Annotated in this window: 14 protein-coding genes; 4 read left to right on the forward strand and 10 right to left on the reverse strand. The window is 52.4% G+C overall.

The window, feature by feature from the left end; translation table 11 throughout:
• Positions 1-46: 46 nt before the first annotated feature.
• Positions 47-517 carry an Lrp/AsnC family transcriptional regulator gene (locus tag ACLRGG_RS16315; RefSeq protein WP_416250761.1) on the reverse strand — a complete coding sequence of 157 codons (471 nt, stop codon included), beginning with the start codon at positions 515-517 and terminating at the stop codon, positions 47-49.
• Positions 518-612: 95 nt separating this feature from the next.
• Between ACLRGG_RS16315 and ACLRGG_RS16320 the strand changes: the two genes are divergently transcribed.
• Together ACLRGG_RS16320 and queC are read left to right on the forward strand one after the other, a co-directional pair.
• Positions 613-1,557 (forward strand): DMT family transporter, encoded by a 945-nt coding sequence (locus ACLRGG_RS16320; RefSeq protein WP_416250762.1) that lies wholly within the window; start codon positions 613-615, stop codon positions 1,555-1,557.
• A 109-nt stretch (positions 1,558-1,666) separates the two neighbouring features.
• Entirely contained in the window at positions 1,667-2,362 is a 696-nt protein-coding gene (gene queC / locus ACLRGG_RS16325; RefSeq protein WP_416250763.1) for a 7-cyano-7-deazaguanine synthase QueC, read from the forward strand.
• A 36-nt stretch (positions 2,363-2,398) separates the two neighbouring features.
• Here queC and ACLRGG_RS16330 read toward each other — a convergent pair whose 3' ends face one another.
• The 9 genes from ACLRGG_RS16330 to bolA all read right to left on the reverse strand — a co-directional run bounded on the left by ACLRGG_RS16330 (position 2,399) and on the right by bolA (position 12,851).
• Positions 2,399-2,815, reverse strand: coding sequence for an acyl-CoA thioesterase (locus tag ACLRGG_RS16330; protein WP_416250764.1), 417 nt, complete (start codon positions 2,813-2,815; stop codon positions 2,399-2,401).
• A gap of 104 nt (positions 2,816-2,919) precedes the next feature.
• The gene (locus ACLRGG_RS16335; protein WP_416250765.1) at positions 2,920-3,255 is read right to left on the reverse strand and encodes a helix-hairpin-helix domain-containing protein; all 336 of its coding nucleotides are present in this window, start codon (positions 3,253-3,255) and stop codon (positions 2,920-2,922) included.
• Between the two features lie 139 nt (positions 3,256-3,394).
• Complete coding sequence (ppiD, locus tag ACLRGG_RS16340; protein WP_416250766.1) at positions 3,395-5,266, reverse strand: peptidylprolyl isomerase; 1,872 nt, start codon at positions 5,264-5,266, stop codon at positions 3,395-3,397.
• A gap of 249 nt (positions 5,267-5,515) precedes the next feature.
• A complete protein-coding gene (gene hupB / locus ACLRGG_RS16345; protein WP_067705265.1) occupies positions 5,516-5,788 on the reverse strand; it encodes a nucleoid-associated protein HU-beta in 273 nt (90 codons plus the stop codon).
• Positions 5,789-6,009: 221 nt separating this feature from the next.
• Positions 6,010-8,364 carry an endopeptidase La gene (lon, locus tag ACLRGG_RS16350; RefSeq protein ID WP_416250767.1) on the reverse strand — a complete coding sequence of 785 codons (2,355 nt, stop codon included), beginning with the start codon at positions 8,362-8,364 and terminating at the stop codon, positions 6,010-6,012.
• Positions 8,365-8,555: 191 nt separating this feature from the next.
• Complete coding sequence (clpX, locus tag ACLRGG_RS16355) at positions 8,556-9,830, reverse strand: ATP-dependent protease ATP-binding subunit ClpX (RefSeq protein WP_416250768.1); 1,275 nt, start codon at positions 9,828-9,830, stop codon at positions 8,556-8,558.
• A gap of 116 nt (positions 9,831-9,946) precedes the next feature.
• Positions 9,947-10,570: an ATP-dependent Clp endopeptidase proteolytic subunit ClpP gene (gene clpP, locus ACLRGG_RS16360; RefSeq protein ID WP_067705260.1), complete on the reverse strand. Its 624-nt coding sequence runs from the start codon at positions 10,568-10,570 to the stop codon at positions 9,947-9,949.
• Between the two features lie 340 nt (positions 10,571-10,910).
• A complete protein-coding gene (tig, locus tag ACLRGG_RS16365) occupies positions 10,911-12,215 on the reverse strand; it encodes a trigger factor (protein WP_416250769.1) in 1,305 nt (434 codons plus the stop codon).
• Positions 12,216-12,536: 321 nt separating this feature from the next.
• A complete protein-coding gene (bolA, locus tag ACLRGG_RS16370) occupies positions 12,537-12,851 on the reverse strand; it encodes a transcriptional regulator BolA (protein WP_416250770.1) in 315 nt (104 codons plus the stop codon).
• 311 nt (positions 12,852-13,162) lie between these two features.
• Here bolA and ACLRGG_RS16375 point away from each other — a divergent pair, with 311 nt between their 5' ends.
• A complete protein-coding gene (locus ACLRGG_RS16375; protein ID WP_416250771.1) occupies positions 13,163-13,741 on the forward strand; it encodes a lipoprotein in 579 nt (192 codons plus the stop codon).
• Between the two features lie 47 nt (positions 13,742-13,788).
• Complete coding sequence (gene ampG, locus ACLRGG_RS16380; RefSeq protein WP_416250772.1) at positions 13,789-15,270, forward strand: muropeptide MFS transporter AmpG; 1,482 nt, start codon at positions 13,789-13,791, stop codon at positions 15,268-15,270.
• The last annotated feature ends 479 nt before the right edge of the window (positions 15,271-15,749 follow it).

Raw genomic sequence — 15,749 nt, forward strand, 5'->3', positions numbered from 1 at the left:
AAACCGTCCTGGATAGGGGGGGAGCCTTAACATCACTACGCAACCATCAGCTCAGTGGCAGTGCCGTGGTGTATTTTATCTCTTCCATGGCAAAGCTCGAAGTCACATCAAGTAAACCTGGAACACCGTTCACCAAACGTTTATAAAACGCGTCATAGGTTTTCATATCGGCGACCTGGACCCGCAGCAGATAGTCATATTCACCCGCCATACGGTAGCAGCCCATCACTTCCGGCATCGCCTTCACGACCTCAACAAATTGCTGATACCAGCTGCTGCTATGCTGCTGCGTTTTAATCAGCATAAAGGCCGTTAATGACAGCGCCAGTTTATCCGCATCAAGCAGCGCCACCCGCCCGCGAATATAGCCTTCATCTTCCAGACGTTTCAAGCGCTTCCAGCAGGGTGTCGTGGTCAGATGTACGGCATCCGCCAGCGCCTGCAGAGAGAGGGTACAATCCTGCTGGAGCAGTGAAAGGAGTATAAAATCCTTCTTATCCAGCGCTGAATCAGGCATTTTTTCTCCATATCCCCAAATTGACGCCATCAGTATAGCAAAAATTGCTCAGAAAATTCCGCTAACCTGTGCCAACGGTTACTGAGGAGTTGTCTATGCAAACGCGCACTTACAGGAAATTAATTATCGTCCTGCTGTTTATGATCGTTTCATTAACGTGGGGGACAACGTGGATGGCTATGAAGATCGCCGTCGGATCAGTGCCCCCGCTTTTCGCTACCGGGTTACGTTTTCTTTCCGCAGCCCCTTTTTTACTGTTGCTGTGCAGGTTCATGAAGGCACCGCTACTGTTTCCTCGCGGCAGTCGGCTGTTTCAGGCTGCCGTCACGATTTTCTACTTTGCGATCCCCTTTACCCTGATGATCTTTGGGGAGCGCTATACCTCTTCCAGCCTTGCCGCCATCATTTTTTCAACCATGCCTGCGGCGGTACTGGCCGCTTCCATTATCTTTCTCAAAGAGAGAACCTCACTGCAACAGGTCTGTGGGTTAACGATCAGTCTGATCGCGCTGGCCGCTATAATATGGCTGGAATCACACCAGCATGACGGTAGCCTGTTTACAGGCGTGCTGGCACTGATCGCTGCGGTCTGTCTGCATGCGATTATGTACGTGCAGTGTAAAAAGCGCTGCCATCAGGTATCCGTTATTACCTATAACGCCCTGCCCTGCCTGATGGCCGGAATGCTGCTTACCGCCACGGGATGGCTGGTTGAAAAACCCAGCGTGGCGGACTTTACACCGGGTGCATTAATGGCCATCGTCTACCTTGGCGTAGTGGCGGGCGTAGCCGGAATCCTGTGCTATTTTTTGCTGCAAAAGCTGGCAAGAGCCTTCCAGGCATCACTGGTCTTCCTTGTGTTCCCACTGATTGCCATCGCGCTGGAAGCCGCAATAAAGGGCAACCCCATTTCTCCGCAGTCGCTGTGGCTAATGCTGCCTTTTCTGAGTGGGATACTGCTGACGCTTTTTAAACGTTCGCCCGCAGCGGAAGAAACGGCGCGCGACGCTGAATCCGTTAAAAACGGGCAAAAGACGTAGCTCTTTTTGTCCGGCCTGCGCCGCTTCGCCAGATGACCTGCCGCTGAGGCTACCCTTCTGCCCCAGCAGGGATTACCATAGACCGCAATAGATGAAAAAGGTAAAAAAGATGAAACGTGCAGTTGTGGTCTTTAGTGGTGGTCAGGATTCAACCACCTGTCTGGTACAGGCATTAAAACAGTATGACGAAGTGCACTGTGTCACCTTTGATTACGGTCAGCGCCACCGGGAAGAAATTGAGGTGGCGGCAGCGCTCTCTCAATCACTCGGCGCACGGGCACATAAGGTACTGGACGTTACGCTGCTTAACGAGCTGGCAATCAGCAGCCTGACGCGTGACAGCATACCCGTTCCCGCCTGGAACCCGGAGGCCACCGGTCTCCCCAGCACCTTCGTTCCGGGCCGCAACATCCTTTTTTTAACTCTGGCAGCAATTTATGCTTATCAGGTAGAAGCGGAAGCCGTGATCACCGGGGTGTGTGAAACGGACTTTTCTGGCTACCCCGACTGTCGGGATGAATTTGTTAAGGCCCTCAATCACGCTGTCACACTCGGCATGGCTCGCAACGTTCGCTTTGAAACGCCGCTGATGTGGCTCAACAAGGCTGAAACCTGGGCGCTCGCCGACTACTGGCAGCGCTTGCCTTTGATACGCAGCGAAACCCTGACCTGTTATAACGGTATTAAAGGCACAGGTTGCACGGAGTGCGCTGCCTGCAACCTCAGGGCCCGTGGTTTGCAGGAATACCTTGAGCAAAAAGACGCCGTTATGCAGGAGATGAAGCGTAAAACTGGCCTGCGCTGAGAGCATCTGTTCCTGGTCGGCCCGGGATGAGAGCCTCTATTCCGTGTCGCTCCGGGCGGCAAGCATCGCTTCCAGCCTGCGCTTTAAATCTCCCTCCATCGGCTGCGCCTTTTGCGTGCGCAGATCGATGCATACGAAGGTCAGCATGGCGTCGGCAACGACCTCGCCGTTAGGTGCCAGCGTCACCGTCTGACCGATGACTCCACTCTTTCCACCCAGCTGAACAAGCTGACTCTCTATTCTTAGCACGTCCCCCATAACGGCAGACCGGCGATAGTTTATGTTGATGTTCACTACCACAAAAGCCAGATGGTTATCGTTAAGCCAGTGAAACGATTCCAGAGTCTCCAGCCATTGCCAGCGCGCTTCCTCCAGAAATTCCAGATAGCGAGCGTTGTTGACGTGTTGATAAATATCGAGGTGGTAACCGCGTACTTTTATTGTTGTGTGCATAATCACTCAGCCATTAAGAGGGCCATACCCACTGGTATGACCTCTTCAAGATTAGCAGGCAGTCAGAACACCTGACGTTAAAGCGGTGGATCCCGCGAAGCCGATCACAATTTAAGCCGCGACAGATTCCGCTCCACCAGGGCGTTACCCATACCGGGAACCTCCCTAAGCTGTTCGATTTGCGTAAAGGCCCCGTAGCGATCGCGATAGCTGACAATGGCCTCTGCCTTTTTCAGCCCAACTCCGTTAAGCGCCGCGGCAAACTCTTCCGCAGTAGCCTGATTAATACTGATTTGCCCGTCCGTGGCCGGTCGGCCTGATTCCATCGCCAGGCCCGGCTCAGCGCTTGTGCTGGTCGCGGTTTCTGCCTGTGCCACAGAAAGAGCCAGCGGGCTAAAGGCTAAAGCAAAAAATAGTGCAGACAGTGAAAGGTGTTTCATGCTGTATTCCTCCGTGTATTTGACAACACGTCTACCCTAAGCCAGAGGCGCGACCGGAACAAATGACGGATAGCAGAAATGGAAAAGACCGCGAACGCGGCCTTTTCTGTTTCAGTACATTGCAGAAAAACTGCGAGGCTTACTGAGCCTGTGCCGCTGCACCGTACTTAATTTTACCTTCTTTGCGCAGGTTACTCAGCAGTGCCTCAAACGCGATTTGCGCATTGTTCTGCGTGACGCCCTGAACCATGGCCTGCTTCTGCACATCCGGCATGGTGCCCGTTTTCACGCTGTCGAGCGCAATAAGGACGACATTGCCCTGACCATCTTCGCTAACGCCCCATGAAGGTTTATCCTTCGCGGGTGGCGTCATGGCAAAGACCGCCTGCGTGATAGCATCCTGACCATTACGGCTCAACGTTTGCGGTTGACCGAAGCTCAGGTTAGCTGCTTTCATCTCCTGCTCACCCTGACCTGCTTTAAGCGCGGCCAGCAGTTTGTCAGCCAGCGCCTTCGCTTCCTGCTGCGCCTTCCCGGTTTTCAGCGTATCGGTAATCTGTGCGGTCACTTCACTCAAAGGTTTTACCGCTTCAGCCTTATGCTCACTGACGCGCAGGACAAAAGCACGATCGCCATCAACGGTGATGATGTCAGAATTGCTTCCCGGCGCACCGTTGTCCCCTACCAGACCGCCATTAAAAATGGCCTGCTGAACGGGTTTGAAGTTAAGCTCAGCGGGCACGTTATCATGGCTGAACCACCCGGTTTCGACAGCTTTGACGCCCGCAACCTCTTCGGCACCCGCCAGGGATTCGTTATCGTTGCTGGCGGCATCGCTTACTTTCTGCTGTAACTTGTAGTAAGCATCGATGGCTTTTTCCTGCTTCACCTTCGCTGCGATATCGTCGTGAACGGCAGAGAATGGCTTAATTTGCTGCGGCTGGATATCGTCCAGACGAGCGATAATGAAACCGACGGAGGATTTAATGACGCCAGAAAGCTGGCCTTTCTCTTTCAGACCCGCGCTTTTCAGCTCATCTGGCGTGGTGTCCGGCTCAAGCCAGCCCATATCCCCGCCGTGACGGGCCGAAATAGGATCGCTGGATTTCGCTTTTGCCAGTTCGGCAAAATCACCGCCTTTTTTAAGCTCTGCCAGCAGCGCCTGCGCTTCCGCGTCGGTTTTGGTCTGGATAATGCTGTAGCGGGTGCGCTCAGGCTGGGTGTAGTCAGACTGATGCTGATCGTACCAGCTCTTAATTTCGTTCTCGCTGACGTTTTCGTGCAGCGAGGCCGCATCCAGCTTGATGTAGCTCACGCGATACCGCTCCGGCGACATAAAGCTATTTTTGTTTTGTTCGTAATAGTTTTTAATGTCTTCGTCAGTGACGGTCTGTTTCGCTACAAGCGCACTCACGTTGATTGTCGCCTCGCGAACCTGGCGCTGTTGAGCCACCAGCGCAGCCAGCGCATCCGTTTCGCCATTCAACATAAAGTCTGTGCCGGTCACGGAGGTAATCAGCTGCTGTGTGGTCAGCTGTTTGCGCAGTGCTTCTGCATACTGATCGGCAGAGAAGCCCATATTATTGATAAGACCGAGATATTTGGCATTATCAAATTTACCGTCAGTCTGGAAAGCGGGCTGAGAAAAAATAGCCTGCTTAATTTGATCGTCGCTGATAGCCAGCTTCAACGTTTTCGCATACTGATCCAGCAGCTTTTCATCAATCAGCTGGGAAAGCGCCTGCTGTCGAATCTGCTGCATATAGCCTGGATTGCTGGCCAGCGTTGAGAACTGTTCGCCCAGCATTTGCTGCTGACGTGAACGCTCGCTGGAAAATGCCCTTTCAAGCTGCGCCCGGCTGATCTCGTCGCCGTTGACCTTTGCAGCAAAATCACCGTTACCGCCGATCAGGTAGTTGCCCACCCCGGTCAGGACGAAAGAAAGGATGATCAAACCCAGTATAATTTTGAGCACGACATGGTTCGATGCCGCACGTAAATTGTCCATCATGGTGTGACAACACTCCGCTGTAGTGTGAATGTAAACCCTTAGCGCTACGACCCACATTCCCGGGGACGTTCCGCGCCACTGCGTGATTAAGCCCTGCTCCTTCACGCCTTGTTGACTAACGCGCTACGCGTTGGCCATTGAGACATAAAAAAGGCACATCAGAATGGTGATGTGCCCAGTATGGTACATGAGAACGCTATGACAATCCTCACTCCACCAAAGAAAATGCCCTGGTGGTGCATACCGCAGTTAGTTAACGGCGTCTTTCAGCGCTTTACCGGCACGGAAGCCGGGTACTTTACCCGCTGGAATAGTAATCTCTTTACCGGTCTGCGGATTACGGCCGGTGCGCTCTGCGCGATCGCGCACGGAGAAGGTACCAAAACCAACCAGCGCCACTTCATCGCCAGACTTCAGAGATTCTGATACAGATTCCATAAATGCATCTAATACACGTCCTGCTGCAGCTTTAGAAATATCAGCACCAGCAGCGATTTTGTCGATCAACTGTGACTTATTCACTCTATCATCCCCTCTATTATTATTTACATCGCGTTTGGGCTTCCCGCCGACAACAAACGCGCGTTAGTTATCAAGATAGCGTTAACCTGTCTCTGGCGCAGTCATCCAGTGGATTTTGCCAGCCCGAGTCAGACAGCTACCTAAATTAACGGCACAAAAAAAAGCTGGCAAGCCCAATTTGCCTGCCAGCCCTCGTTTCGTCCTGTTTTTGTCCTAAATCATCATTTAGCCGTGGCTACCTGCATGCCGTAGGGTGCATTGACAAGCGCCAGCGTTAAGACTTCTTCAATACGCTTAACCGGATGAATGTCGAGATCGGCGATAACGTTATCAGGGATCTCTTCCAGATCGCGCTTATTTTCGTCAGGGATCAGGACCGTTTTAATACCACCGCGATGAGCAGCCAGCAGTTTTTCCTTCAGACCGCCTATCGGCAGAACCTGACCGCGTAGGGTAATTTCCCCTGTCATCGCAACGTCCGCCCGAACCGGATTACCCGTCAGGCAGGACACCAGTGCGGTACACATCGCGATACCCGCGCTTGGACCATCCTTCGGCGTGGCACCTTCGGGTACGTGAACGTGAATATCACGTTTTTCGTAGAAGTCCCCGTTGATACCCAGCTTTTCGGCACGCGCGCGCACCACGGTCAGCGCAGCCTGAATCGACTCCTGCATCACCTCGCCCAGCGAACCGGTGTAGCTCAGCTTACCTTTACCGGGCACGCAGGCCGTTTCGATGGTCAACAGATCGCCGCCCACTTCCGTCCATGCCAGACCGGTCACCTGACCGACGCGATTTTCACTGTCGGCGCGGCCGTAATCGAAGCGCTGCACCCCAAGGAAATCCTTCAGGTTATCCGCGTTGATTTCGATATGCCTGACGGCTTTGTCCATCAGCAGCGTCTTCACCGCCTTGCGGCACAGTTTAGACAGTTCACGCTCAAGGCTACGCACGCCAGCTTCGCGAGTGTAGTAGCGGATAATGCTGACAATTGCGCTATCATCAACGGTGATTTCGCTGCTTTTCAGCGCGTTACGCTCAATTTGCTTTGACAGCAAATGCTGTTTAGCGATATTGAGCTTTTCGTCTTCGGTATAGCCGGAAAGACGAATCACTTCCATACGATCCAGCAGCGGTGCCGGGATATTCATCGAGTTGGACGTGGCCACGAACATCACATCTGACAGATCGTAGTCCACTTCGAGATAGTGATCGTTAAAGGCAATGTTCTGTTCCGGATCGAGCACTTCCAGCAGGGCAGATGCAGGATCGCCACGCATGTCTGAAGACATTTTGTCGATCTCATCCAGCAGGAACAGCGGGTTTTTCACCCCAACCTTGGCCATTTTTTGAATCAGCTTACCGGGCATGGAACCAATATAGGTCCGGCGATGACCGCGGATTTCTGCCTCATCGCGCACGCCGCCCAGCGCCATACGCACGTATTTGCGTCCGGTGGCTTTAGCAATGGACTGGCCCAGTGAGGTTTTACCCACCCCTGGCGGTCCAACCAGGCACAGAATCGGGCCTTTGATTTTGCTGACGCGGCTCTGTACCGCCAAATACTCAAGAATGCGATCTTTGACGCGCTCCAGACCGAAGTGGTCGGTATCCAGGGTTTCCTGAGCTTTAAGCAGGTCTTTTTTCACCTTACTACGGGCGTTCCACGGAACCTGGACCATCCAGTCGATATAGCCGCGTACCACGGTCGCCTCAGCCGACATCGGGGACATCATTTTCAGTTTTTGCAGCTCGGCTTCGGTTTTTTCGCGCGCTTCTTTCGGCATTTTAGCCGCGTCGATTTTACGCTTCAGCGCTTCATTTTCATCTGGCGCATCATCCATTTCGCCCAGTTCTTTCTGAATAGCCTTCATCTGCTCGTTCAGATAGTACTCGCGCTGGCTCTTCTCCATCTGTTTTTTGACGCGATTACGAATCCGTTTTTCAACCTGCAGCAGGTCGATTTCCGACTCCATCATCGCCATCAGATATTCCAGACGTTCATTCACGTCGGACATTTCCAGCACGGACTGCTTATCCGCAAGCTTAAGTGGCATATGCGCTGCCACCGTGTCTGCCAGGCGCGCAGCATCTTCAATGCTGTTTAACGAGGTCAGAACTTCCGGTGGGATTTTCTTATTCAGCTTGATATAGCCTTCAAACTGGCTGATCGCTGTACGCACCAGCACTTCCTGTTCACGCTCATCAATCTCGGGTGAAGCAAGATATTCAGCCTGGGCCGTAAAATGATCGCCGTTATCGCCCAGCGTCGTAATGTGCGCACGCTGCAGCCCTTCAACCAGCACTTTAACGGTGCCGTCAGGCAGCTTCAGCATTTGCAGAATAGAGGCGACGGTCCCTACTGAGAAGAGATCGTTAATGTCAGGTTCATCCGTTGAAGCTTCTTTCTGAGCGACCAGCATGATTTTTTTATCATGATCCATAGCGGCTTCAAGGCAGCGGATCGATTTCTCACGACCAACAAACAACGGAATTACCATGTGCGGATAAACCACTACGTCACGCAACGGCAACACAGGGATTTCAATGCGTTCAGAACGCTCAGGATTCATAGAGCTCTCTCTTAGTTTAATTTCCGCCAGGGTGATGGGAACCGCAACAGACCATTAAAGTGCAGTTTTACCCACAGGTAGTTGAGTATATGGGGATGAATACGGGACATTCAATGATATGTGCAAGAGAAAAGCAAAAGGGGGAATAATTCCCCCTTTTTTGAAGTAACTCGCTGGAAAGATGCGGTTATTTATTCACCGGAAGCCTGCTGAGCTTCGGGTTTAACATAGATGAGCATCGGGTCAGTTTGATTTTCAATTACCGAATCATCCACCACGACTTTTTCCACATCATCCAGTGAAGGCAGGTCGTACATCGTGTTGAGTAACGCGCCCTCAACAATGGAACGCAGACCACGTGCGCCCGTTTTGCGCGACATCGCTTTTTTGGCGATGGCCGTCAGCGCTTCATCCCGGAATTCCAGCTCTACGCCTTCCAGATTGAACAACGCCTGATACTGTTTAGTCAGCGCGTTTTTCGGTTCACGCAGGATCTGAATCAGCGCCTCTTCACTCAGCTCATTCAGCGTTGCCACCACGGGCAGACGACCGATGAACTCCGGGATCAGACCAAATTTGATCAAATCTTCGGGTTCAACCTGCGCCAGCAGCTCCCCTTCGGTCGCCTTCTGCGCCTTGCCTTTCACCGTTGCGCCAAAACCAATACCTGACCCGGTTTCAACACGCTGGGAAATGACCTTATCCAGGCCGGCAAATGCACCGCCGCAGATAAACAGGATTTTAGAGGTATCAACCTGCAAGAATTCCTGCTGAGGATGCTTACGTCCCCCCTGAGGCGGGACGGCCGCAACGGTGCCTTCAATCAGCTTAAGCAGCGCCTGCTGCACGCCTTCACCCGACACATCGCGCGTGATGGAAGGGTTATCCGATTTGCGGGAAATTTTATCAATTTCATCGATGTAAACGATCCCGCGCTGCGCTTTCTGCACGTCGTAGTCACATTTTTGCAGTAGCTTCTGAATGATGTTCTCAACGTCTTCACCCACATAACCCGCTTCGGTTAGCGTGGTGGCATCCGCCATAGTGAAGGGAACGTCCAGCAGACGAGCAAGCGTTTCCGCCAGCAGCGTTTTACCGCTACCCGTTGGACCAATCAAAAGGATGTTACTTTTGCCCAGCTCGACACCGTTGCTGGTGTCGCCATTTCGCAGGCGCTTATAGTGGTTGTAGACCGCGACGGCCAACACTTTTTTCGCCCGTTCCTGACCGATAACGTAATCGTCAAGGTGATGGCGAATTTCATGTGGTGTGGGGAGCGCGCTGCGCTCGCGATGCGGTGATACTTCTTTAATCTCTTCGCGGATGATGTCGTTGCATAAATCGACACACTCATCGCAGACATACACTGACGGGCCGGCAATCAGCTTACGCACTTCATGCTGGCTTTTGCCACAGAAAGAGCAGTACAGCAGCTTTCCTGAACCGTCTTTGCGCTTATCTGTCATCAGTTACCTCTTCTATTATCTTCGCCCGCACTCTGTTGCGGTAAAGGCGCCGCCCGGCGGCGCCCTGATATATCACTCATACCCTTCTCTAACTATAGACGACGCGGGCGCTGAGCTTAAGTACGATGCGTCAGGATGGAATCAACAAGGCCATACTCTACAGCTTCACTCGCGGAGAGGAAACGATCGCGCTCGGTGTCTCTCTCTATTTCTTCAAGAGTTTTACCCGTATGTTCGGCCATCAGCTCATTCATACGCTGCTTCACCTTAAGAATTTCACGCGCGTGTATCTCAATGTCCGACGCCTGTCCCTGGTAACCGCCCAGAGGCTGGTGGATCATTACCCGTGAATTAGGCAGACAGTAACGTTTGCCTTTCGCACCCGCGGTAAGCAGGAAAGCCCCCATCGAGCATGCCTGCCCCATACAGATAGTACTGACGTCAGGCTTGATGAATTTCATTGTGTCGTAAATGGACATCCCTGCGGTAATCACGCCACCTGGAGAGTTGATATAAAGATGAATGTCTTTTTCCGGATTTTCAGCCTCCAGGAAAAGCATTTGTGCGACGATCAGGTTCGCCATATGGTCCTCAACCTGCCCCGTCAGGAAGATAATACGTTCCTTGAGCAGACGAGAAAAAATGTCGTAAGAACGCTCTCCGCGAGAGGTTTGTTCGACCACCATCGGCACCAAAGCCATATGAGGTGCCGTTTGTTCACGTTCGCCACTGTAGGACATTACCGTCTCCTGATAAATTTCATTTGGCAATACTTTGTACCAATTCTACTTGAGAGTGGTTCGGAACACTACGTCTCCAACCCTTCTCCCGCTATCCTTCGGGACTCACCCTGCCACGCGCAAATATTGCTATAACTTTCTATTTGGGGATCATGCCCCGCTGATTCAAGCATAACAACGTTTTTATCAACTGCTAACCTGGAAAAATAGCTTAGTCGATAATTTACCGCTTCAACGGCTGAATAAACCCATTAAGGCACATCGGCCCGGGGGATAAAAAAGCAAAAAGCCCGCGGTCACAGTGACCGCGGGCTTTGATAACTCTGCAGAATCAGATCAATCAGGCCGGTTGGGTCTGGTTCATCAGTTCCTGGAAGTTAGTGGCTTTCTCGGTCACTTTGGCTTTTTCCAGCACGGCTTCCACCGCCTGCTCTTCCAGTGCAACGTTACGCATGTTGTTCATCAGCTCGTTGTTTTTGCTGTAGAACTCAACGACTTCGGAGGGATCTTCGTAGGCAGAAGCCATCTCTTCAATCAGGGCTTTAACGCGGTCTTCGTCTGCTTTCAGCTCATGAGTACGGATGACTTCACCCAGCAGCAGTCCGACGACAACGCGACGTTTTGCCTGCTCTTCAAACAGTTCGCGAGGCAGTTCAAGCGCTTGCTTCTCATCACCGCCAAAACGCTGTGCAGCCTGACGCTTAAGCACATCAATTTCACCGTCGACCAGTGCAGCCGGTACATCGATGTCGTTAGCGCTCACCAGGCCATCAATAGCCTGATTTTTCACACGGTTACGCACTGCGCCTTTCAGCTCACGCTCCATGTTTTTACGCACTTCAGCACGCAGGCCGTCTACGCTGCCATCTTCCACGCCAAAGCGTTTGATGAATTCTTCAGTGAATTCTGGCAGTTCGCTCTCTTCCACTTTCTTCAACACGATTTCAAACTTCGCGGCTTTCCCTTTCAGGGTTTCAGCGTGGTAATCTTCCGGGAAGTTTACGTCGATAGTGAAGGTTTCACCCGCTTTGTGGCCTACAACGCCCTCTTCAAAGCCTGGGATCATCCGGCCCTGACCCATGGCCAGAACGAAGTCAGAGGCTTTGCCGCCTTCAAACTCTTCACCGTCAACGGAGCCGCTAAAGTCGATCGTGGCGCGGTCGTTAGCTTCAGCAGCGCGGTCAGTCTCTTTCCATGTTGCCTGCTGCTTGCGCAGGGTATCCAGCATGGTATCAACGTCTGCGTCAGTGACTTCAACAACCGGTTTTTCAACTTCGATTGCGTCCAGTCCTTTCAGCTCAACTTCCGGATAGACTTCAAACTCTACGGTGAACGTGAAGTCTTCGCCCATTTTATACTCGCCCGGCACGTAGTCAGGTGCGCCGGCCGGATTGATCTTCTCTTTGATGATGGCGTCAACAAAGTTACGCTGCATCAGATCGCCCAGAACGTCCTGGCGAACGGAAGCACCGTAACGCTGTGCAACCACAGTCATTGGCACTTTCCCTTTGCGGAAACCGTCAATGCGTACTTTTTTAGCGACGCTCAGCAGTTCGCTTTTTACCGCATTCTCGATCACATCTTTATCTACGGTAATCGTTACGCGACGGCCCAGGCCCTGAGTTGTTTCTACTGAAACTTGCATCTTGTTACCTCAAAAAATCACGTGCTCGGTCAACTTCAGCCTACCCCGCTCCGCAAGAAACGAGGAGAGCTCTAAGAACCGGGACGGCCTCTGATGGCAGAACCGCATTCCCTTTCGCCAGAAGCGTCCCGAAGACATTCAGGAAAAATAGACGCAGCATTATAGCGGCAACATTAAAGCGAGTCGAGGCTACACCGCGTTGCCAACCCCTTAACTTATGCCCTTTTTGCCAGTAATTAGCCAAAAGCGTCGTCCGGTTCACTGTTTTACGCCATAAACAATAAAGCGGCCCGCAGGCCGCTCAAATAAAACAGGTTACAATCAGGCCAGCGTACCCGCCCCCCGACAATTGGGGGAGGACGGAACGGCATCCTGTAACCCTTCCCACTCTTTAATCGTGTAGGTGTGTAGCGCCAGGGCATGAACGCTACCCGCCAGCTCATCAGCCAGCTCGCTGTAGATGGCACGATGACGCGCCAGGAAGCGCTGACTGACAAAGCTGTCGCTGACGATCACAACTTTAAAGTGGCTTTCTGCACCGGCAGGCACGTTATGACGATAGCTTTCGTCATGAACGTCCAGATGTACGGGTGTAAACGCCGCTCTTAATTTTGCTTCTATCTGTTCACGGATCATAACCACGCTCCTCGACCGCCTGTTCGCCCCATCTGTTTAAATATTAGCTGGTTTTTTTCCATGCCGATAAGGGGAAATAAATTATCACGGCGCCTGCCGGGGCTACTTTGCATTTTCTGCTGGGGGACTGCAACCGCGGGCAACTAAAAAGGTCATAATCGGTAAGCGGAAAAATAAGAGTGACTGTCAGGACGACAAAACTGCAACACGATGAATTTACGCGCTATCAGCACTTCCTCTTGCCACAGGCGATGTTATGATGAGCGCACTTTTGTCGGCACTACACCCCCCACGTTAACGAGATAATAAGCATGTTAAAAAAATTAATTTTACCTCTCATGGCCGTGCTGATTCTGGCTGGCTGTGCGACGACCAGTACGACGCTTGACGTTTCTCCAAAAATTCAACTGCCGCAGCAGGATCCCAGCCTGACCGGCATCACCCTCAGCATAAATGGTGCAGACCAGCGGACCGATCAGGCGCTGGCAAAGGTTAACCGCGATGGCCAGCTGGTCACGCTGACACCGTCCCGCGACCTGCGATTCCTGCTGCAGGAAGTGCTGGAAAAACAGATGGGCGCCCGCGGCTATATGATTGGTCCAAACGGTGCGGTTGACCTGCAAATTGTTGTTAACAACCTTTATGCCGATGTCACGCAGGGTAGCGTGCGCTACAGCATTACCACTAAAGCGGATATCTCTATTATCGCCACCGCGAAAAATGGCAGCAAACAGGTGAAAAATTATCGCCAGACCTACAGCGTTGAAGGCGCATTCAACGCCACCAATGACAAAATTACAAAAGCGGTCAATGCAACGCTAAGCGATGTTATTAGCGATATGGCTCAGGACACCAGCATCCACGAGTTTATCAAGCAGAACGCTCATTAATTTGCCTCAGCCCGTCGGTTACCGGCGGGCGTCGTTTTAAGGTTCGTATGTCCAGCCAATATCTGCAAATTTTCACTCAGCGTAACGCGGCGCTTCTTCTGCTACTGGGCTTTTCATCCGGCCTGCCGCTGGCGCTCACCTCCGGTACGCTTCAGGCCTGGATGGCCGTTGAGAACGTCGATATCAAAACCATCGGTTTCTTTTCGCTGGTGGGACAGGCTTACGTTTTTAAATTCCTCTGGTCCCCGCTGATGGACCGCTATACCCCCTCTTTTTTAGGCCGCCGTCGCGGCTGGCTGCTGCTCACGCAGCTGCTGTTGATCCTGGGCATTGCGCTAATGGGATTTATGCAGCCGTCGCGCGACCTCACCCTGCTTGCCGCCCTGGCGGTGGTGGTGGCTTTTTGCTCCGCGTCCCAGGATATCGTATTTGATGCGTGGAAAACGGACGTGCTGCCTCCCGCGGAGCGCGGCAGCGGCGCGGCCATTAGCGTGCTGGGTTACCGGCTGGCAATGTTGGTTTCGGGCGGGCTGGCCCTATGGCTGGCAGACAGATTTCTGGGATGGCAGGCAATCTGGTGGCTGATGGCGGCGATGATGATCCCGGGCGTTATCGCCACGCTGTTAGCAAAAGAGCCAACGGATATCATTGCCAGGCCGCATACGCTTGAGGAAGCGGTAGTGGCCCCGCTGCGCGACTTTTTTAACCGGAACAACGCCTGGCTTATCCTCTCGCTGATCGTGCTTTATAAGCTTGGCGATGCCTTTGCCGCCAGCCTGACCACTATTTTCCTTATTCGCGGCGTTGGGTTCGACGCAGGCGACGTTGGGCTGGTCAATAAAACGCTCGGTTTGCTCGCCACCATTATTGGCGCACTCTATGGCGGCATTCTGATGCAGCGTCTGAGCCTTTTCCGTGCTCTGATGCTGTTTGGTATCCTTCAGGCCGTTTCCAATCTCGCCTACTGGGCGCTGTCGGTAACCGATAAACACCTCTATAGCATGGCCGCCGCCGTCTTTGTTGAGAACATCTGCGGGGGAATGGGCACTGCTGCATTTGTGGCGCTGCTGATGACGCTGTGCAATAAATCTTTTTCGGCTACCCAGTTTGCCCTGCTTTCCGCACTGTCTGCCGTGGGTCGGGTGTACGTCGGCCCGGTTGCGGGTTGGTTTGTTGAAGCCTGGGGATGGCCTGCCTTTTACGCTTTTTCGGTCGTTGCCGGCTTGCCAGGGCTGCTGCTGCTGGCGGGCTGCCGTAAAACGCTGGAGCATGCGCAGAACGGTCAGACGTTTTTGCCTCGCGTACGGTTCAGAGACGGTTACCGCTGGGCGCTAAGAGGTTTGATAGTTGGATCAGCGATGCTGGCCGTCTGGCTGCTGCTGCTGGCGTTAAGATCGACGGGCCTCGCTGATGCGGGGACGCTTATCAGTGCGCTGTTTAACACCGGGCTGGCTTTCGCGCTGCTGGGCATCGTTGTCGGAAGTCTGCTGGACTTTATCGCTATGCGTAAAAGCTATCCACAGTGCTAAAAACTGGCCAAAAAATCACCGCTGCGATTTGCGGTGAAAAATGTTAAAATTGCCGAAATTTGTGATGCCGTTATATCCTGTAGGCTTCGCCAGAAGCCTCCTTTTTTTATCCCCCCGGCTGCAACGATTTGCGCACGCTTTAATAAGTTTCATAAAATATTCTCATCGATAAGCGCCTTTATTGTCCGATATTAAAAAACGGTGCGTAATTATTATTGCCCGGACAATATCAACAAAATGATACCGAAATGTTAAATACTTGAGACATAAACTCGCCATTTATAGCAATGGGCTTTCTCCTTACAAATTTTCCACCTATTTTTGTTATATTAGCGGCAAACCCCTGCTATCCTTAATATTTTGTCACCCTTGGCAACATATGTGACAGTCTTTGCAAATGGTGTCAACACGGCGCTGACACAACATGTTGCTGGTTTACAGTACTGAAACCTTCCCGTAAAATGCCGCCACACTTAAAC

It is taken from the genome of Erwinia sp. PPS120 (assembly GCF_047918655.1).
GTDB classification, from domain to species: Bacteria; Pseudomonadota; Gammaproteobacteria; order Enterobacterales; family Enterobacteriaceae; genus Erwinia; species Erwinia tasmaniensis_A.